This window comes from Ruegeria sp. BH6, from assembly GCF_056538105.1.
Map to the genome: position 1 here is coordinate 141357 of NZ_JBQFSR010000009.1, position 18643 is coordinate 159999.

19 protein-coding genes are annotated in these 18643 nt (G+C 52.1%); 7 read left to right on the plus strand and 12 right to left on the minus strand.

The window, feature by feature from the left end:
• Nucleotides 1-56 precede the first annotated feature (56 nt).
• On the minus strand, nt 57-956 hold the full coding sequence (locus ACR0B8_RS17385) for a LysR substrate-binding domain-containing protein (protein WP_480659181.1): 900 nt from the start codon (nt 954-956) through the stop codon (nt 57-59).
• Between the two features lie 96 nt (nt 957-1052).
• Between ACR0B8_RS17385 and ACR0B8_RS17390 the strand changes: the two genes are divergently transcribed.
• Nucleotides 1053-1907 carry an MBL fold metallo-hydrolase gene (locus ACR0B8_RS17390; RefSeq protein WP_480659183.1) on the plus strand — a complete coding sequence of 285 codons (855 nt, stop codon included), beginning with the start codon at nt 1053-1055 and terminating at the stop codon, nt 1905-1907.
• 66 nt (nt 1908-1973) lie between these two features.
• Nucleotides 1974-2435, plus strand: coding sequence for a cupin domain-containing protein (locus ACR0B8_RS17395; protein ID WP_480659185.1), 462 nt, complete (start codon nt 1974-1976; stop codon nt 2433-2435).
• A 311-nt stretch (nt 2436-2746) separates the two neighbouring features.
• Here the strand turns inward: ACR0B8_RS17395 and cutA are convergent, their stop codons facing one another.
• Entirely contained in the window at nt 2747-3064 is a 318-nt protein-coding gene (gene cutA / locus ACR0B8_RS17400; protein WP_170362160.1) for a divalent-cation tolerance protein CutA, read from the minus strand.
• A gap of 122 nt (nt 3065-3186) precedes the next feature.
• Between cutA and ACR0B8_RS17405 the strand changes: the two genes are divergently transcribed.
• Nucleotides 3187-3606, plus strand: a complete 420-nt coding sequence (locus ACR0B8_RS17405) for a hypothetical protein (protein WP_170362159.1) — start codon at nt 3187-3189, stop codon at nt 3604-3606.
• Nucleotides 3607-3776: 170 nt separating this feature from the next.
• Here the strand turns inward: ACR0B8_RS17405 and ACR0B8_RS17410 are convergent, their stop codons facing one another.
• The 9 genes from ACR0B8_RS17410 to ACR0B8_RS17450 form a co-directional block, all read right to left on the minus strand.
• Entirely contained in the window at nt 3777-4763 is a 987-nt protein-coding gene (locus tag ACR0B8_RS17410) for a type II secretion system F family protein (RefSeq protein ID WP_170362158.1), read from the minus strand.
• Nucleotides 4764-4777: 14 nt separating this feature from the next.
• The gene (locus ACR0B8_RS17415) at nt 4778-5746 is read right to left on the minus strand and encodes a type II secretion system F family protein (protein ID WP_170362157.1); all 969 of its coding nucleotides are present in this window, start codon (nt 5744-5746) and stop codon (nt 4778-4780) included.
• On the minus strand, nt 5743-7134 hold the full coding sequence (locus ACR0B8_RS17420) for a TadA family conjugal transfer-associated ATPase (RefSeq protein WP_226689142.1): 1392 nt from the start codon (nt 7132-7134) through the stop codon (nt 5743-5745). Before ACR0B8_RS17420 ends, ACR0B8_RS17415 begins: the two co-directional genes overlap by 4 nt.
• Before the next feature lie 12 nt (nt 7135-7146).
• Complete coding sequence (locus ACR0B8_RS17425) at nt 7147-8376, minus strand: CpaE/TadZ family protein (protein ID WP_480659188.1); 1230 nt, start codon at nt 8374-8376, stop codon at nt 7147-7149.
• On the minus strand, nt 8373-9020 hold the full coding sequence (locus ACR0B8_RS17430; protein WP_226689140.1) for a TadE/TadG family type IV pilus assembly protein: 648 nt from the start codon (nt 9018-9020) through the stop codon (nt 8373-8375). Before ACR0B8_RS17430 ends, ACR0B8_RS17425 begins: the two co-directional genes overlap by 4 nt.
• The gene (locus tag ACR0B8_RS17435) at nt 9017-9514 is read right to left on the minus strand and encodes a TadE/TadG family type IV pilus assembly protein (protein ID WP_226689139.1); all 498 of its coding nucleotides are present in this window, start codon (nt 9512-9514) and stop codon (nt 9017-9019) included. The genes ACR0B8_RS17430 and ACR0B8_RS17435 overlap by 4 nt, the downstream gene beginning before the upstream one ends.
• A gap of 14 nt (nt 9515-9528) precedes the next feature.
• Nucleotides 9529-11061, minus strand: a complete 1533-nt coding sequence (locus ACR0B8_RS17440) for a TadE/TadG family type IV pilus assembly protein (protein WP_170516894.1) — start codon at nt 11059-11061, stop codon at nt 9529-9531.
• A 9-nt stretch (nt 11062-11070) separates the two neighbouring features.
• Nucleotides 11071-12042: a Flp pilus assembly protein CpaB gene (gene cpaB, locus ACR0B8_RS17445; RefSeq protein ID WP_226689138.1), complete on the minus strand. Its 972-nt coding sequence runs from the start codon at nt 12040-12042 to the stop codon at nt 11071-11073.
• Between the two features lie 131 nt (nt 12043-12173).
• Nucleotides 12174-12350, minus strand: a complete 177-nt coding sequence (locus ACR0B8_RS17450) for a Flp family type IVb pilin (protein WP_145975006.1) — start codon at nt 12348-12350, stop codon at nt 12174-12176.
• A gap of 528 nt (nt 12351-12878) precedes the next feature.
• On the opposite strand from ACR0B8_RS17450, the gene ACR0B8_RS17455 reads away from it, so the two are divergent.
• A complete protein-coding gene (locus ACR0B8_RS17455) occupies nt 12879-13721 on the plus strand; it encodes a helix-turn-helix transcriptional regulator (RefSeq protein ID WP_226689137.1) in 843 nt (280 codons plus the stop codon).
• Between the two features lie 695 nt (nt 13722-14416).
• On the opposite strand, the gene ACR0B8_RS17460 is transcribed toward ACR0B8_RS17455, so the two are convergent.
• Nucleotides 14417-15655, minus strand: a complete 1239-nt coding sequence (locus ACR0B8_RS17460) for a hypothetical protein (RefSeq protein ID WP_480659191.1) — start codon at nt 15653-15655, stop codon at nt 14417-14419.
• Nucleotides 15656-15861: 206 nt separating this feature from the next.
• Between ACR0B8_RS17460 and ACR0B8_RS17465 the strand changes: the two genes are divergently transcribed.
• The 3 genes from ACR0B8_RS17465 to ACR0B8_RS17475 are packed head-to-tail and all read left to right on the plus strand — an operon-like array spanning nt 15862 to nt 18546.
• Nucleotides 15862-16515, plus strand: a complete 654-nt coding sequence (locus ACR0B8_RS17465) for a PepSY domain-containing protein (protein WP_226689135.1) — start codon at nt 15862-15864, stop codon at nt 16513-16515.
• Nucleotides 16516-16552: 37 nt separating this feature from the next.
• Nucleotides 16553-17212, plus strand: a complete 660-nt coding sequence (locus tag ACR0B8_RS17470; RefSeq protein ID WP_170351510.1) for a response regulator — start codon at nt 16553-16555, stop codon at nt 17210-17212.
• Nucleotides 17212-18546: a sensor histidine kinase gene (locus tag ACR0B8_RS17475; RefSeq protein WP_226689134.1), complete on the plus strand. Its 1335-nt coding sequence runs from the start codon at nt 17212-17214 to the stop codon at nt 18544-18546. The genes ACR0B8_RS17470 and ACR0B8_RS17475 overlap by 1 nt, the downstream gene beginning before the upstream one ends.
• The last annotated feature ends 97 nt before the right edge of the window (nt 18547-18643 follow it).

Genomic DNA, 18643 nt, shown 5'->3' on the forward strand with positions numbered 1-18643 from the left:
AAACATCCCAAGTTCGGCTTTGTGCAATTGAAGTCAGCGCGGGGGCACCTTTTCGGTCAGGCCGGATGTTGTTTGATCTGTTGTCGAAGGTGGTCCAGAAATAGACCAACCCGGCGAGGTTGGAAGGCTTTTTCGGGGTGGACTGCAAACACTCCAACATCCGGGAACTGCCCTGTTAAATTGATTGGCTCAAGTTGGTCTGCTTGCACCAAATCTGTCGCCATGATTTCTGGAAGCAATCCGATCCCCATCCCACGCACCAGTGCTTCGCGATATGTATTGGTTTGGTTCATGACAAGTTTCCAGGGCAGGCGCAGCTTTTGCATCCCTTTACTTGTCACGAGCGGCCAACTGTCACCGAACCGTGAAGCACCAAAGACGAGGCAGCAATGTTGGTCTAGATCGGCAACCGTTGTGGGTGTTCCATATGCGCGTAGATAAGAGGGGGACGCGAACAAACCGAGGGATGTCTGAGCCAGCTTACTAACGATCAGACTGCTATCGTCCAGCTTGATCGCTAACCGAATGGCCAAATCCACCCTGGAGGTGATGAAGTCAGTCTGCTCATTTTCAAACACCAGATCAAACAACACCTCGGGATGAAGCGTCTGAAAGCTCTGCACCGCATCCAGCAAAAGTGGCGTACCGATCCCTTCCGGAGCAGCTACGCGAATTACTCCAGATAACAGCCCCCCTTCTTGTGCAACCACGTCCTGCTCAAGTGCATCCACTTGTTCCAGGGTGGCCTTGCACCCGTGATAGTAGCGAGTTCCGGCTTCGGTCACTTCCATCGAACGAGTTGTGCGGCTAATGAGGCGCAGATCAAGCATCGCTTCCAGATCGGCCACATGTCGCCCAATAATGGCCGGACTAACATTCAAATCTTCCGCGGCTGCGGCAAAGCTTCCCAGCTCGACCACGCGAGCAAACACGGTCATTTTCTTCAGCTTGTCCATTCAATACTTTTTGTATCTTTTGAATTGTCAATGACATCAATTATCTCATGTTAGGTCAAGAGTATGTTGTTTCCAACGCAAAAGGAGACACATGCCATGAAGCGCATTCTGACGGCCATCGCCGCCGCTACCACCTTTACAAGCGCGGCCATTGCAGCAGGTGATGAAACGACACCGGCCATGACCAAGCTGAAGGACGGCGTCTATCAGTTCTACATGGCGCATTATTCCAGCCTGGTGGTGATCACGGATGAAGGCGTTCTGGTTGTAGATCCCAATCACGAATTCCGGTCCGAGGCGATGCGCGCTGAAATTGCCAAGCTGACCGATCAACCCGTGGTCAAGGTTGTTTACTCGCACGATCACTTTGACCATTCGCGGGGCGGCCAGATTTTCAAGGACGAAGGTGCGGAGTTCATAGCCCATGAAGGGTGCGTTGAGTTGATGAGCCGCGATCTGGAAAACCGGGTGGTGCTGCCTGACGTGACCTATGCAGATGAGCATCGCATCGAACTGGGCGATAAGATCATCGACTTAAAGTACTTCGGGTCCAGCGACGGCCAGTGCCAGAGCGTGATCCACATGCCCGACGACAAGGTTTTAATGGGGGTGGATTGGCATCTTCCGCGTTTTCTGGTCTCGAACGCCCGTTTGAACACGCATGATTATGTGGGCGCTCTAAACACCCTGCGCCGTGTCAGCGCAGAGCTTGACTACGATACCGTGGTTTCAGGCCACCTGGAGCATTCATCGCCTGAGCTTCTCGCTGAAGAATTGGCCTTTGTCGAAGCCCTGTACGTTGCCGTTTGGGAGGGTCTACAAAACGGCAAATCGGTCGACGAACTTAAGGATACGGTCAAACTGCCTGGTTTCGAAGATTGGCTGTTCTACAAAGAAAACCTTCCAGCCCATGTTGAGCGGATGGCTTACGCCATTTGGCACGGCCACTGAACCTCTGACTGGGTTGCGGGGCAGCCCGGTCGTTCCCCACAAATGAAATCAGAATTGGACCTCAACATGTCTAAGAAAACAGAAGCGACCGCCAAAAAGACCGTTGTCAGCGGTTGGCGTGAAGGCCGCAAATATTTCATGGCGGATCAGGAGTACACGTCGGTTGTCGCAGGCAAAGACGATACGCAATCCGAGTATGTCTTTGGCTCAGGTGAAATAGCACCGGGCGGGTGCATTCCTGATCATTATCACAAATGGGAAGACCAGACCTTCCACATCCTTGAGGGCGACCTGGAAGTTAAAATCGGCGATGAAGTTTTTAAGGCCGGGCCTGGGGCCAGCATCCAATGCCCACGCGGCGTGTCCCACTACATGAAGAACGTCGGTGATACGACCGCAAAGATGATCAGCTACATCTTCCCCGGTGATTGGGCTGAGGAGTTTATGGCCGAAACCTCGCGCCAGAACGAGATCGGCGAAATAGATTTCGCCTTGATCGAAGAGCGCTTTGGCGTCGTCTACATCTGAACCGAAAGGAAAAACGCAATGAGACTCTTAACGCTTCTTGCCACGTTCCTCGCTTTGACCAATCTGAGTGCGGCTTTCGCTGCGGGCCCTCAAGTGACCACAAAACAACTGGCGGACAACGTCTCCCTACTGCTTAACCTACTAGCACTGAAGGTCTGGTATGTATGGGTTCGCGACTTGCTGAGCGAACAAGTAACCGAATTACGATCAACGCCCGGTCAGGGCTCATCTGCTTGTCCGAACTCGCCGCAGAGAAAGTCGTTAGTGAGCCCAAAGATACAGCGGCTATAGGCCGTAAGTTTGAGCTTTGGTTAGATCTCGCGCGTGCTTTCAATCATCCACTCAAGATATTCACCGTTGGCTTGGTCAACATTAATCGAGAGAATACTGGGCGTCTCATAAGGGTGCATCCTGCGGATCGCTTCAACGACTGCGCCAAAAAGTTCCTTTCGGGTCTTCAGCAGAAGTGGGACCTCCCGTGCGGTTACGATTTTTCCCTTCCAGAGATATTTACTGCTAGTCGCAGTGTAGCGGTTCGATGAGGAAACCAAACGCTCTTCAAGAAGCTTGTCCGCGATCTGGTCAGCGACTTTCTCGGATGGGCAGTTGACCCAAATTTTGACTATCATCTGCAATCTCACAAACGCCAAACCTAAGTTCATAGTCTAACATGGGACCATTTCGACGCCATTGTTACTCCTACAACGTATCACCGCCATCTGCGTACCACTCAGAGAATGACCGGTTTCCTTTGGCACGCGTTGTCACCGATTGGGCGGCAGGTCGATTGACCGGCGTGTCGCGTGATCCAGAAGTCGAAGGTTTGGCTGGTTTGCTGATCGATCAAGCTGAAGGCTTAGAAAGACAGGAGCGTGCATTTTCTGGCGACCTGCCGCTCTTGGATGCGGCTGCACGCTTGAAAATAGATGTGATATCGATCCGGCGGTTGCGGAATGGCGGCTTTCTAAATCAGGTCACGGTGCGAAACCCGGACACGCAGCACGACCGTTGCTATATAACTGCCCAAAGCCTGCAAGCGTTTCTGGCTCGTTTTGAAACACTGGGTCAAATGGCAGAGCAGTTTGAATTTGCCGCGATTCATCTGGCTCGGGCGTTGGACCGAAGAGAAATCGAGACGATCCCCTGTGAGGCTGGGTTCGTTCGCGCTTAGTGGACGCCGCCTGGAATACGACCGATACCTGGTGCTTTAATCCAGCAAAATGCAGCGTTAGCAAGGTATTAGGATTAGAATTTGACTAAAAGCAGATAACTAAAGCGTGTCATCCATTGCAGCTCAAAGAAGATTCTTTGTTCCTTCAATTCTCAGACTACACCCAACCATCACCCAAACATATTGATCCATCGGATCACCATCGGCGACAGGCAGATCAGCAGTAGAACGGGCATCATGCACATGGCCATTACGGCTGACATTTGAACTGGTAGCCGGTTGGCCTTTTCCTGAGCGCGCAGTTCGCGATCGATACGCATATCAGTGGCAAATCTGCGCAGTGAAGCTGAAATGCTGGTGCCGTATTGATTGGATTGAAGGAAGGCGTTCGCGAAAGAGCTGACCTCGTCAATGCCAACGCGTTCGGCCATGTCCATAAAGGCGGCCTGACGCTCTTTGCCAGCTTGCAGTTCCAGTTGGAGTATCGTGAACTCTTGCGAAATCTCCGGTGCCGCATGCGCCATCTCATTCGCCACTCGCACCATTGCGGCGTCAAATCCGAGCCCGGCCTCAATCGCCACCTGTAACAGGTCCAGCGCATTTGGAAGGCTGTGTTCGATGGCCTGGCGGCGCTTTTTTATACGGTGCCGCAGCCAGAGTGCTGGACCGTAGAAACCGGTCACCATCAAAGCGGTGACAATCTGCAATGCGTTCACCCAGGTGATGCTTTGCAATAGGCCAGCAATCCCAAGCTGAACCTGAGTTTCAAGCGGCAACGACAAAGCCACTACGAAAACGGCTGGAAGCACAAAACCCATCACCAAACGAAACAGATAAAATGATCGGACGGCATGTTTGCGCTGAATACCAGCCTGCTTAAGCATTCTGCCAATTCGGGAACGTTCGCGTTTCGACGAAGGCACAAATGCCTTAAGCAGTCCGTGCGGGTCGCTGTCATCCCCCTGTATGAGGTCAAAATCTGTTCCGTGCCCCCGAGAAATCGTTCCGACCCGCATCCGGTGCGCGACCGTGTCATCGGTTGCGGTCATGCCAGAGATTCCGAGGATTACAAAGAAAACACTTACGGCAATCCCACCCAGCACAATATACTGAAGGGGAAGGTCTTGGCCGTTTAGAACATTTTGAATAAATTCCATTTTTCCGCTCCCATTCAGAATTTGAATTTGACGAGCCGCTTCAGGATAAGTCCTTGAGCAATCGTCAGACCGACTATCGCGCTCGCGAAATATGGGAACAGCGGATCGTTTCGGACATCGCCGTAGAACGAAGGTGTGGACATCTCGATTGAGAAGTAGATGAACACTGGCAGGACCGTGAGAATTAGACTGCTAAGACGCCCTTCGGCAGAGATGGCCTTGATCTTTTTTTGCATGGTTTGCCGGTCACGGATGACCTGGGATAGAATGCTTAGGACACGGGCAAGGTTGCCGCCGGTGCCGTGCTGAATACCGATGCTGACGGCAAGATAGTTCGCATCCTCTGTTCCGACACGTTTTGCAAAATCCTGAAACGCCGTTGCAACGTCGTCGCCGTAGTTAATCTGGTCCTGAATTATGCCAAACTCACTACCTATCGGGTCCGGAAGATCTGTCGCCACGTTCCCGACAGTTACAGCCACGGGGTGCCCGACTTTCAGGCCACGGGCCATAAGGTCCAATGCATCCGGTAACTGTTTCGTCAGTTTTTTGGCCCGGGTATCCTTCATGGCGATCAGTGCCAGCAGCGGCAGAACGCCAGCCAGAAGGACGCTCAGAGCTGCGGCAATTTCCGGGGCAAGGAATCGCGATATTGCGACGAAGGCCGCCATGGCCAGACAGGTGGCTGCAAGGACCACCCAGATCGGGCTGATCGTCAGCCCGGCCTGGACAAGCAGACGACGAAAACGGGCGATCAAACTGGGTTTTTCGCCAGGAGCCGTCATCGCAGGGTCACGTAGCAATTGCAGAACCTGATCGGTTGAGGCGCCCCCCTGGATCAACTTCATGCGCCGATTTCTGGCCTCGCTGAGGGATTCCTTGCGCAGGAAAAGCTGCTGTAATCCTTCGTAAGCAAGCAGAATTCCAAGGAAAATCGAAATGTAGAACAGAATGTTCAGGGTGTTCGGTTGCAGGTCAATCATGACGACATAGCCCCACGAATAAACATGTTGGTGTCTACGTCGATCCCTGCGGCAACCAACTGATCGAAGCATTTTGGACGAATGCCGGTAGGCAAGAACTCTCCCAGTACCTGTCCGTCCTCCGACTTGCCGCGACGTTTGAAAACAAAGATGTCCTGCATCGTGATCGTGTCATCTTCCATGCCGGTAATCTCGGAAATGCTGACGACTCTGCGGGTGCCGTCGCTAAGGCGGCTGAGTTGGAGTACGATCTGTATGGCCGAAGCTATCTGCGACCGGATGGTTCTGATCGGCAAGTCAGCGCCAAGCATTGTCACCATCTGCTCGACCCGGCTTAGTGAATCACGCGCCGAGTTTGCGTGAACGGTGGTCATAGACCCGTCATGGCCCGTATTCATGGCTTGAAGCATGTCAAAACATTCTGATCCACGAACTTCTCCAACGATGATGCGGTCAGGCCGCATCCTCAGGGCATTGCGAACCAGATCACGTTGGGTGATTACACCTTGCCCTTCAGCATTTGGAGGGCGGGTTTCAAGACGTACAACATGGCTTTGCTGAAGCTGAAGTTCGGCAGCGTCTTCGATGGTAACGATACGCTGTTTGCCATCGATAAACGACGATACAGCGTTCAGCATGGTTGTTTTACCCGTGCCGGTACCGCCTGAGATGAGGATATTCAACCTCGCTTCGACAAGTGCCTCAAGGAGTTTGGCTGCCTGATCATTCATGCTGTTCTGATCAACAAGCTTTTTTATTGTCAGAGGGTTGCGGGAGAACTTGCGAATTGACAAAGCTGGTCCATCGACGGAACACGGCCGAATAATTGCGTTAACGCGGCTGCCGTCTTCCAAACGCGCATCAACCCAGGGCTGAGACTCATCGATACGCCGACCAACTTTGCTGACGATCTTGTCGATAATCCGTAGCAAGTGACGTTCATCGCGGAAGCGAACAGTAGAAGACTCCAGAAGACCAAAGCGTTCGACGTACACCTGATCAAAAGAGTTTACGAGAATATCGTTGATAGTCGGGTCTTCCAGCAACGGTTCCAATGGCCCCAGGCCCATGACTTCGTGGATAAGCTCATCAACCAGCGCAGTGAAAGCCTCAGACCGCATGTGCAGGTTTTCAGCCTCGATCAGGCCGGTTACCAAAGATGCGATCTGGCGTTTCAATTCCGATCGTTCAACCTTGTCGATTACTGAAAGATTGAGCCGGTCCAGAAGCTCACCATGCAAGCGGCTTTTGAGTTCCAGATGCGCCTGCAGGTCGACGTCCACTGGGTCAGGAGTCGCCTTGGATTTGGTGGGCATGTCAATGGGTCGATCCAGTGTCAGCACATTCGACTTGGAAGCAACCTTGCGTGATCTAAATTCGTTGAACACGTTGATCTCCTTTTACGCTTTCTTCGTTGCCACGGGCTGAGTTTCAGCCGAGACCGCAGCGGCCAGTTTTGCCAAGGCTTTTCCAAGGTCCGATTGCGGCTTCATGTCCACAATCGGCCGTCCAAGATCTACGGAATTTCTGGCAACTTTCGAATTGTCGGGAAGCCAGTGTTTCAGGCTTGTTTTCAATACCTTCTCGGCTTCGCGGACATGCGAAGGCTTGATCAAAGTGTTCCGCTCTCTGTTGACCACGAACTCCACCGGAAGGCCAACGTTTGCCTCGCGGTAGAAATCAATCAACCGCCGCGCCTGGCGTACGCAGGGGACAGTAGTATCGGTAACCAAAGCCAATTTGGTGGCCCGTTTGAAAATAGGTTCAACCCATTCAACAACGGCGCAGGGAAGGTCGATGATTATATAATCATAGCGCTGTTGCAGAAGGTCCAGCATCCCTTCGATCAGATCAGGCCGCATCGATTGCAGGGGCACCATCGGGGTAGGCGCGCACAGAACGTCAACGCCAAGCCCATGCTCTTGCAGGATCGAAGACAAAAGGTGATCATCAGGAATTTCAGAATTTTCAATTAGCTGAAGGAATCCGCCGTTGTCCTCGATGTCCAGAAAGACATTCGAGTTTCCGAACTGAAGGTCAAAATCCAAAAGGGCTACTCGGTTTTTTGCGGATTTCCTGAAGAAAGATCCCTTGCCGCCGACAAGCGAGCACGCAAGGTTGACAGCAACTGTTGAAGCCCCGATACCACCGCGTGCCTTTGCGACCGGTACAACCTTGCCCAACGCCGAAGAACCATCTGAAATAGTTGTTCGCGAAACCGCACGCGCATTTAGTTTTTCACTGACTGCGGCTTTCAAACCTTCGCCATCAATTGACAGCGGCAAAACCTCATCAATACCGATCTTGTATAATTCACGCGCCTTGGAGATCGACAGATCATTCTGAGTGAGCGCAACAAACAAGGTGTTATCGTCGCGGTGCGTCAGGACAGCCTCGATAGCGCGGAGCTCTCCTGTGTCATCAGGGTCGATTTCAAAGATCACCAGATCGTGCTTGTATGCAAGATCGAGGGCAGTTCCATTCAACATCTGAAACGATGCCCCGTTCCTGGTGACTTTATTTTCCTCATTTACGGGAAAGACATCCGCAACCATCTGCGCGATCTCTTCGTTTTCCGAAACAAGCATAATTGCCTGAGATTTCGGTGTGAAAACACTTTGATCTCTCATCCTGACTCTCCTAATGCAAGGTCTTCAGCAGGCAGCGAGACGCTGAAGTTTGAGTAACCGACTGTCGAAGATATTGTGCTGTTAGTTGCGCCCGCGGCATTTGCCAGCGCGGCCAACGGTGACACGAATTGAAAATCGTTAAGGTTCAATTCGACTGAGACCATGGGTGTATACGGGCCACCCAGGAAACCCAGATTGGGGTTGAAGTCATAATGAAACTGTAAGTTGTCTATTGTGGCATCCGGGGGCAAAAGCGGGCTAATCCGGGTCCAGATTTCCGAGGCCGTAGCATTGGTTGCGACACCCGAACACGGAGGGGTTTTAGGATCCGCACAAACCCCAGCCGAGGCACTGCAGGACGTACCAAATCTCGGTGACGAAGTAGATGTGCCTCGCTGATGCGTTGTGGGCACTCCGAGGCATGCAGGCGGTCGCACGATTGCAATGCGCGCAGCAAGTTGCGAGGCTTTTTGAGCATTCGCAACACTATAGGACATGCGGCCGAAATCCAGTAGAGCCATGAAGAGGAACAGAAACAGGGAAACGACAATGGCGAACTCGACAAGAACGCCGCCGCTTTGATCCTGAAGAACTTTCTGCCCTCGGCGAAGCAAGCGCGTGTGGATATGAAGCTGACCTTTCATTGTCCGAAAATCCGTGAAGTGTCAGAGACATCCGTCGTCACGGACGATAGTCCGCTGCCAAAGAGGGACAGGATGCTGCCCATCGGAAACTGGATAGTGATGTTTGCGCTGACCGTGCCTACTGGGGCTGGGTTGACCCTATAGGTTCCAGACACACAGGACAGGCTGGGTGTCACCGAATTGACCGTTATGCTGGGCGGGAACAGGCTGTTGGCATTTTTGTCGTCTTCGACGATGCCCTTCAAAGTAGTAGTGAGTCCCGCAACAGAGCCACCAGAGGTGCAGATATCTGCCGGAGTGACTCTGGACAGATAGCGACTAGCGTCGCGAACGCCTGCTATGACCGATTGGTATGACCACATCATACGTGCAGATTCCAACGTGACCGCCAGCAGCAACAGCATAAGTGGCATGACCAGGCCAAATTCCACAAGGATCGCGCCATCATCTTTTTTTACAAAGCGTTTGAGGGATTCTGCGAAGCGAGTTTTCATGATCCTGCGCCCCATCACCGATACAGTTGCACGAGGTCGCGAAAGATACCGCCGAACCCATTGCCGCCGCTGCCGACACCTGAAACGTCAGGGAAGCCGACAACTTCGCCATGGATGTCAAAGCTTGGTGGCGAGCCGCCATCATCCCCGACTGGTTCAGTCAGGAAGACAGCAACAAACTTTGTGACCGGAACGCCCGTGGTCGAGCCGCTGACTGGATTTTGAGCACAATCAATGCCTGCCGCGGTCACGACACGACGCGCCGGGTCAGTCGACATTTGGTTCGAACACATCGGACGCCCGGTTTCGGAAAGACCCGGATCCAGAATATCTGGCGCGTTGGGATTGGAAAGGGAGTTTCCGTACGCGATCTCTCTCAGGTACATTCCGTACCGCGTATTGGCAAAGACAGTATCCGATCCCGTTAGTGTAGGCAGGTGGTCAATGTTGCCAACCCCGTTGTTCGGAATACCGTCTGCAAGGTCGTAATTTTCATTGATGTATCCTTCGCGATCCCAGACCCCGTCTCCAAACCGGTTGTTGCCGCCACAGGTACCCGCAGCCATGCAAGTGTCGCGGCCAAGGGCCGTTGTATTAGGCGAGGCCTCTTCATTACCCTGAATGCAAGCACCGCCACCCTTCTTCTGGATGCCCTTGATCACGTTCGGGGCCGGCGCAAAGTCTGGATTGTTCTTTTCACCGTTGAGGACAGAGCGGTAGATATCAAAGCGGACATTGAACGCCGCATTGGTGATACCGACCTTCTGGCCCGGTTCCGTATCCAGACCATTGGTCAGCACGCATTGCGTGATCTGGCTTTGTGCCGCGATTAAGCAGGCTAGTTTGTTCCCGCCTTCATCCGCACATACACCAGAGGTATCTTCAAATGTCGCTAGGTCGATAAAACCAAAATTACCCGGCCCCCAGGCAGTTCCATTGCCACCGCTGCGCAGCAGGATTTGGTCGCCGACGGTTAGGGTATTTTCCCAGTTAGGCGGTAGACAGAACATCAAAGGTGAGATATCGCAGGCTGCTTTGGAGTAACCAGCGACAGCCTCGGCCGAAACGCTGGCCGATATGCCGCTTCCGCCAAGCATCCGGTCCAAAGCCGAAGCAAGGTTCATGCTAAGGGATTTGGGCGTTAGCACGACCTGAGCAAACTTGGCTTCTCTTGGGTTGGTCGTGACATCCGCGCCCAACGGCGTGAGGTCCGAAACCGGCAGGGCGGAATGAAACGAAAGCGTATAATCCGATGAACCCGAAAGCGTGGCGGACCCATTGGCAAACGTCTGGCTGTCACTGATCAAGTTGGCCGCTGCATTGGTTGCGCGGGTGATGGCGTCGGGTTGTCCGTCCAACTCACCAGCGGCTGCCAGGGCTACGTGGTCCGCGAAGGACTGAAGCTCTGCATGGGTCGAGTTCATTCGGCCTACATCCAGCGTGATCGCAAAGAACCCGAGAAATGCGACAAATGCTGTGCCCCAAAGGATGGCGACCGTGCCGCGTTCGTCCCTGGCAAAGAATGATATGTTGGCTTTCAAATGCATGGCGCAGACTTACTGTGCAGAGTTCTGGCTAACTTCGATCGAGCGGGCTTTTGGCTTGACCTCTGGGTTGACAGTTGTCGGGGTAGACGGGGCATCCGTCTGATTGCTGGATTCCGTCTGGGGGCCCGTCTCCGTTTCTGTCGCTTCGTCGGCTCCGCGGGAGTTCCTCTGGATCACGACAACTTCGGATTCCGTGCCGCGATTCAATCTAACTGTCGGTTGTGCATCGACTTTTTCAACCGGGCCTTCTTCTTGCAGAAGATCGCGCAGGCGAACCATTTCCATTGGCTCATCCTCGACACCGTCCAGCGTTCTAAGGGTAAGGCTCAGGGTGCCGGCCTTTTGGGCCAAAGCCAGGCGCTGACCTTGCTGAGGGGTCACTTCTACTGTGATTGTACGGGCAATTTCGGGCTGATCACTCAGTTCTTCGGATTGCTGATCGACGCCAATCACACGGATATTCTGCAAAATAGTAACGGCGCGCAAATCCATTTTCGCACCTTGTGTCAAAACGATGTCTACCCAATCACCCGGAGTGACAAATCCGCCGACCGCGGTAACGGCATCGACTTCGATTGCCATGGCGCGTGTGTTTTCCCCCAGCTTTTGGACCAGCGTGACCTTTTCGCCAAAATTCGAAACTTTCGAAAGAAGCATGACTTCACCGGGATAGAACCGCCCCTTAGCGCGACGCATCTGTTGGCGATTATCCGGAACAAGTACGCCTAACTCGGTGAAAACCCCGGCAGGTAGCGCTTCGCGTGGCCAGAGATGAGTTGTGACGTGATGACTTTCTATTGTTTGACCAAATGCGATTTCTGAGCGCGCAACGTAGATCTCAACGAGATCGGCGTTCGTCGTAGCACTGGGTGCAGTCGTGTTAAATTGGATGTAATCCTTCGCCAGGAACACAGAGCCTGAAGCAATCGCAATTCCGAATAATGTGGTAATAACTGGTCTGATACGCATCTCTGTCTCCAAAAGTTACGCTCAAAAATTTCGAAATGTCAGTGATTAGGTTTCGAAAATCCCGGCGGTGTATTCTGCGCCGCTACACGGATGGGACGGCGCAGAATGTTGTTGTGGTTTGCAAATCGCAAGGAACCAATGGTTCAGCAGGTTGCGCTACCCAGAGCTGCGCAAGCACCCGTTACGTTCGTGTTAGTGGTGGTTCCAAGATACGAGAACGCACCAACCGCAATTGACGCGACAACCAAAAGGGCAAGGCCATATTCAACAATTGCCGCGCCGCTTTCTTCTTTGACAAACTTCTTCATAAATTTGGTCATGTTTCCCCCGAAAGGTTAAATTGAAATCCACGCTACGTTTGTCGCAGCGCAAGCCAGGCATTTCGCATTGGCTCTGAAATAACGGTAGCGGTGATAAAAACTTCCGCCTTCCGCAAAAAATAGGAAAAATACACGTAATAGGTTATTCAATTACCATTGAAGCTTCTTAAGGGAGATTAAAATAAATACTGCATTAACAAGGCTTTAATCTTCAATCGAATCAGTCAGTCTGGAAACAATGCGGCGATTCGAAGTGCAACTGTGGCTGGAAAGCTCAATAATACTCGTCGCTAAATCTTTTCTTTGAGGCATCCAAGTGTCGGGAAATTATTTTTCGGTATCTAGGTTTTACGTTATAATTACAGATAGTTATGCAAATATTGGAAGCTGCTCTCTCTTTTTTTGCCCCATAGGCATGGTCTTAAAATCAGTTGCTGGGCCCATGAACCCCGAACAAGTTTGTAATTGCGGTGGGGCCGCGGCAGAAAGTTCTGCCTCGCAACGTTTGTTGTATTGGTTAGTAGGGTAATGAGTATCAGTTTCTCCAAGAGCGCCCAGGCGCAAAATAGTTTCAACTTTGTTATGGAATGGACGCATGCTTTAACGGGCAAAAACTCCATTCCACAGGTTTTATATAAGCTAATAAAGTTGGTTAATGCGGATGCCGCATTAATTGCACGTACACTTAAGGTGGAACGAAAAGTAAAATATATTGCCCGGTGTTGCAGCGAGGAAGGAAAGGTTTGGCCCTCTCAACCTCAAACTCTGGTGGAACGGGTTCTGGGTGAAAGTTTTCTGACGGCACGGGTGGGCTCAATTTGGACGTTGTCAGACGCGTTGGTTGCGGGCAACACAGCAACACTTCGTCAATTTGAGGGCAATTTAAAGGCGTTGGGCGAGGTGATCGTGGTTCCGCTTGATACAACCGGCGGGCATGTGGATCACATCGAGCTGCATTTCAGGCATGAACCTGCCCAATATGAGCTGGACCTACTAGCCATGTTGGCGCCGACACTGGCGTCAGGTTGGTGCAAGCGAACGCCTGGTTCAATCTCCTCGTATTTGGAGAAGGGTCGAAATCATAATCTGAAAGAAGTTTCGGATACCGAGCATGTTCCAATCCTGGGCCCTCAAAATCCAGCAGGGCTCAGCCGGTGCGAGTTTCGGGTTTGCGCTATGCTGAAGGAAGGAATGACAGTTAAAAAGGTTTCAGAAGCCCTGACTGTCTGCCCAACGACTGTTCGTTCGCACCTAAGTTCGGTATTTTCGAAGACGGGTGCCTCTAATCAAGTCGAACTGTTGCACTTGTTAAATCGAAAAATTCAAGCTGGCCGCAGGTCCAGAGACGCTGAAACAGCTAACTTCGGTTGACAGCGATGGAATGCCAGTTCTGCAACGTGCTCTTTAGCCATAAAACCGAGCAAGACACCCTTTGGACTGATCGACGGCTAAGCTATGGCACAAAGCCAAGCATGGTTGATGTTTTTCGAATAAAATTTAGAGCAATCCAAATTTAAAGTTTGGTTACAAGCGGCGAAGAGCAATTCAAAACATTGTTTACGCTCCGGCGACAACTTTAACCAAAGGTGAACAATGTGTTCTCGTGGTGTTCAACAGGCATCGCGCATACTCCTTCCACCGAGCCGAGACAGTTATGGGTACTTGGCTCCCTGGAAGGGGAACTGCATGATTAAGTCTGCCACTGAAAGCGCTATGGATCAGGTTCCTGTACACTTGGAACCACCACGTTCTACCGCGCGCAAACACTTGTCTAACAGCACGAAATCCAGAAGCGGGCGTTTCCCGCCTGTCGAAATTGCTCTGAAAGCTATCGCAAGGAATGAGCAGCTTGAAAGAGCAAGAAGGACGTCTGACCCTACATCTTGACGTCCGCAGTTTTCGCGGGAAACGTCCTACCCGGGAAAACACAAATGCAAAAGCCCGCTCCAATCCGAGCGGGCTTTTTTGCTGTCTTAAGCTAAGGTTCAGAATTAAGGTACTTTTTCTGGTTCATGTTAGACGAATGCAAGGCAAAAGCGTCGCCCGGAGTCTCGTTGGCAGAATACTTAGCCGTTGCTAACAAGTTCTTCCACTTGTTCTCCCTCAGGCGTCTGACCGTCATCGACCGGATCTGTATTGGCTTCATCCTCATCGTGATCGTCGTCATCATACTTGTCTTCGTCATACGAACTGCCAAGCGCGGTTTTGACGGCTTCCTCGTCAGGATTAGAGGCTCGTACAGCGTCGAGAACATTGTCCTGCTGTTGCGTTGCGATGGCGTCATCTTCTGAAAACCCGCCCTTGTGGTGATCCAAAAGGTTGTCTTCTGCCTGATGCACGGCTTCTGCGGCCGCCAACTGATCTTCCGTAGGTCGATCAATCGGATTACCATCTTCATCCGTGGTTAAGTCGTGCGCATCTTTAACGGCTTGCGCGTCTTCCAAAGCTTCAGGGTCAGTTGTCCCAGGGTTGGCTTCCTCATTGGCGAGGATATCCTCAGCTTCCTCCAATGACAGAGGGGCTTCGTCCAAGTAATCTAGCGCTGCGTTGATTTCTTTCACGTCTTTGGGGCTTAACGTGTTGTCTTCACCCATGATGTGATTGAATTCGGTGTCCGCAACGGCAAGGCCCGCTGCAAGGCTGACCGGTCCGGTACCTTTCTTATACTGACCGTTTGCAATATGCGCGAGCTTTGCTTTGGGGCTGGAGTTAATGGCGCCGTTTAGCTTGCCGAGATTGCGAGGTTCAAGTGCAAGCGTACTATCTTCCAGAATCGTTGCTTTTCTGCTTGGCGGGCGCAAGGACCGCTTGACCGAAGTAGTCTTTGTTTGTTTTGCGGTGGTTACTGGCTTGCTACCTTTGAACAGGCCACCAATTCCCTTCCTTTGCGTTTTTTTGGCAGTTTGCTTTTTATTACCGCCAAAAAAGCCTTTCAAAGAGAATTGACCTTTCTTAGAAGACCTCGAATTGACCCCTGCGGAGCCTTTTGACTTGTGACCAGATTTTCCGGCCGCTTTGCTTGCTCCGTTCGTGGATGCGGCTGACCCGTTACCCTTGTTTTTATCTTTGCCGCTACTCGCACTGTTGCCATGGCCTTTACCACCGCTGTTGCCCTTGTCGCCCCCATTTCCATTGCCGCCACCATTACCGTTGCCACCACCATTACCGTTGCCACCGCCGTTTCCTTTGCCTTGCTTGGCATAGGCGGCATCAGGGAACGTGAATGCGCCAACAATTGCCGTGGATCCCAGCAAGGCGATTGCGATTGCAGAGGCTTTCATTAGGCCGGTCGTATTGATCTTCATGACGGTCCTCGTTTGTTGAATGCGAATTTCCACACACGATGCAATGCGTAGAAACATGACAGCACGAGTGCGCGTGTCGGAATCGGGAACTAACTGACAAATTTAAGCCTATTATCGTTGAACCTGCGACGAACCGACTGTTCATCGCCAGTTCATCTTAAAATCTGTAGAATTGAGGCGTGATTACGCGATATTGAGTACTGAGGATGAGAAAGCTTTTTATCATCGCTTGTCTGTTCGCCTTTCTCCAGGTTGGGGAAGGGCATGCTGCTGTGCGCGAACTAAAGCAATCCGAATTGCGCAAAGTGACAACGACGGGCAGCACCATCAGGTTAAAGAGGGTTCTAAAAGGTGTTGAAAAAGTCTTTGGTGGAACGCCGGTCGATGCGCGCGCGTTCCAGACTGACAAGGTCTACTATCGGATCCTCGTAAAGAAACCCAATGGGAAGATCATAAGTGTTATTGTGAATGCTCAAACCGGTGTCGTTGTGCCCAATCGTTCTAATATCGGACGCCAGATTTCAAATGCAGCCAAGTCCACATCAGGCAATTCTGCCAAATCCAACTCACAAAGCCAGACCAGCAGTAAGGGCAATCAGAGCAACAATAGTGGCGGCAACGGTAACGGCAATTCCGGTGGCAACGGTAATGGCAACTCCGGTGGCAACGGCAACGGCAACTCTGGCGGCAACGGTAACGGCAACTCCGGTGGCAACGGTAACGGTAACTCCGGTGGCAACGGTAACGGCAACTCCGGCGGTAACGGTAACGGCAACTCCGGCGGCAACGGTAACGGCAACTCCGGTGGCAACGGTAACGGCAACTCCGGTGGCAACGGTAATGGTGGTGGCAAAAAATAGTGGTTAAAATTTCGGTCGCAGGCCTATAGATAAAAGTATGAGAGTATTACTCGCAGAAGACGAACCGCACCTTTGCGAACAGATCAAAAAGCTGCTGAATGCTGAAGGCCGCGTGGTCGATATTGTCCACAACGGAGTTGATGCCCAGCATCTGGGAACTACCGAACCATATGACATGATCATCCTCGATCTCGGGCTTCCGGAACGAGATGGCATCTCGGTTTTGCGCGACTGGCGCAGCGCGGGTATAAAAACTCCGGTTTTGATCCTGACGGCACGCGATGGTTGGAGCGAACGGGTCGACGGATTGGATGCCGGTGCAGATGATTACATGACCAAACCATTCCATTTGCCCGAGCTGGCCGCGCGTGTCCGAGCCATATTGCGCCGTCAGAGTGGGCAGCTGAATCCTGTTATCGAGATGGGCAATGTCGTTCTTGATACACGCAATGGGCGGGTGACTGTTGATGGCGTTCCGATCGACTTAACAGCCCAGGAGATTGCTGTTCTTACTTACCTGGCCCACAACGCCGGTCGCCTGATCCCCAGATCCGAACTTTCGGAACATATCTACGAATATAACGGTGACCGAGATTCGAATACCATTGCGGTTTTCATAAACCGGCTGCGCAACAAATTGGGACCTGACCTGATAACAACGGTCCGGGGTCGCGGATATATGATCGATTCAGTTTGATGTTGTCGCTGCGTCAACGGGCACTGCTTGGAGGGATTGCATCTGGGGCATTGTCCGTTGGCGTGGGCACACTGGCTGTTTTTTCGTTTATCGATGCCCGAATTTCAAACAGGTTCGACGCTACGCTTCGAGATCGCCACACCCAGCTTGTCGTTGGGTTGAGCGTTACGACACAAGACCCGGATGCCCTGCGTGATCTCATGTTTGATCCGGCATACAGCGCTCCATATTCCGGCAGATACTGGCAAGTTACCACCGGCAACGGCGAGGTTTACACGTCGGCGTCTTTGTTTGACGAAACAATCGCTGAACCACCTGACATCTCTGAAGATGCAACCCTTTGGAACACTTACGGCCCCGAGGGGGAAGCGTTGCGCAGCGCATACCAAAAAATTTCTTTCGAAGATGGAACTGTCTGGGGAATTAGTGTCGCGGAAAGCCAGGCGCAGTTGGTCAATGAAAGACGGGCGGCACAGCGCAGTCTTCTACCGGTGTTTGGGTTGGTTGGCTTGATTGGAGTTGCAAGTTCATTGATGCTGATGTCCGCTATCCTGGGTCCTCTTCGTAAATTGCGTGCGGATGTCGCCCATCGTTGGGACACGGATGACAATCTGACACCCACGGATTACCCGGACGAAGTGGCCCCTTTGGTCGATGATCTGAATCAGCTTTTGCATCGCAATCGGGACATTGTATCCGGCTCACGCAGGCAAGCCGCTGATCTGGCACATGCTCTGAAAACGCCAGCCACTATTCTGAGAAATGAACTACAGGCTATGTCACAGGCCGGTGTCGACACAGGTATCGCTGACGAAGCTTTAGATCGGATCGACTCTCAACTCGGTCGGTCACTCGCGCGAATCCGGGCTCTAAACACGGCTGAGTTGACCCATTCGCGTACGGATGTTTCACACTCAGTCGAACGTCTCGCACGGTTGTTTACTACGATCGCTGAAAGAGAGGATAAAATACTGGAAGTCAAAAGCGATCCTGAGCTTTGGGTGCGCATGGATACGCAGGATATCGAAGAGGTTCTGGGGAACTTACTGGATAACGCAGTCAAATGGTGTCGTGGCAAAGTAAAACTGACCGCAAAACGTCACGAAGACTGTGTCGAAATCTGTATCGAAGATGACGGCCCAGGTATCCCAGAGGACGCAATACGCGAAGCGCTACGCTCTGGTGGACGGCTTGACACTTCGGTAAGAGGCAGCGGGCTGGGGCTGGCAATCGCGGTTGATCTTCTCAATGCATACGGTGCGCACTTCGACCTGGGAAAATCTGCCGCGTTAGGAGGATTAAGTGGTCGGGTGGTTATCCCAACCAAGTCTTAAGCGGCGACGGCTGAGAGAATGAGTGGCACAATGCGTGGATTTCTGAGCAGCCTCATCTGACTGGTCCAGTTTGATTGTTAGTGCATTGTTGGCCTCT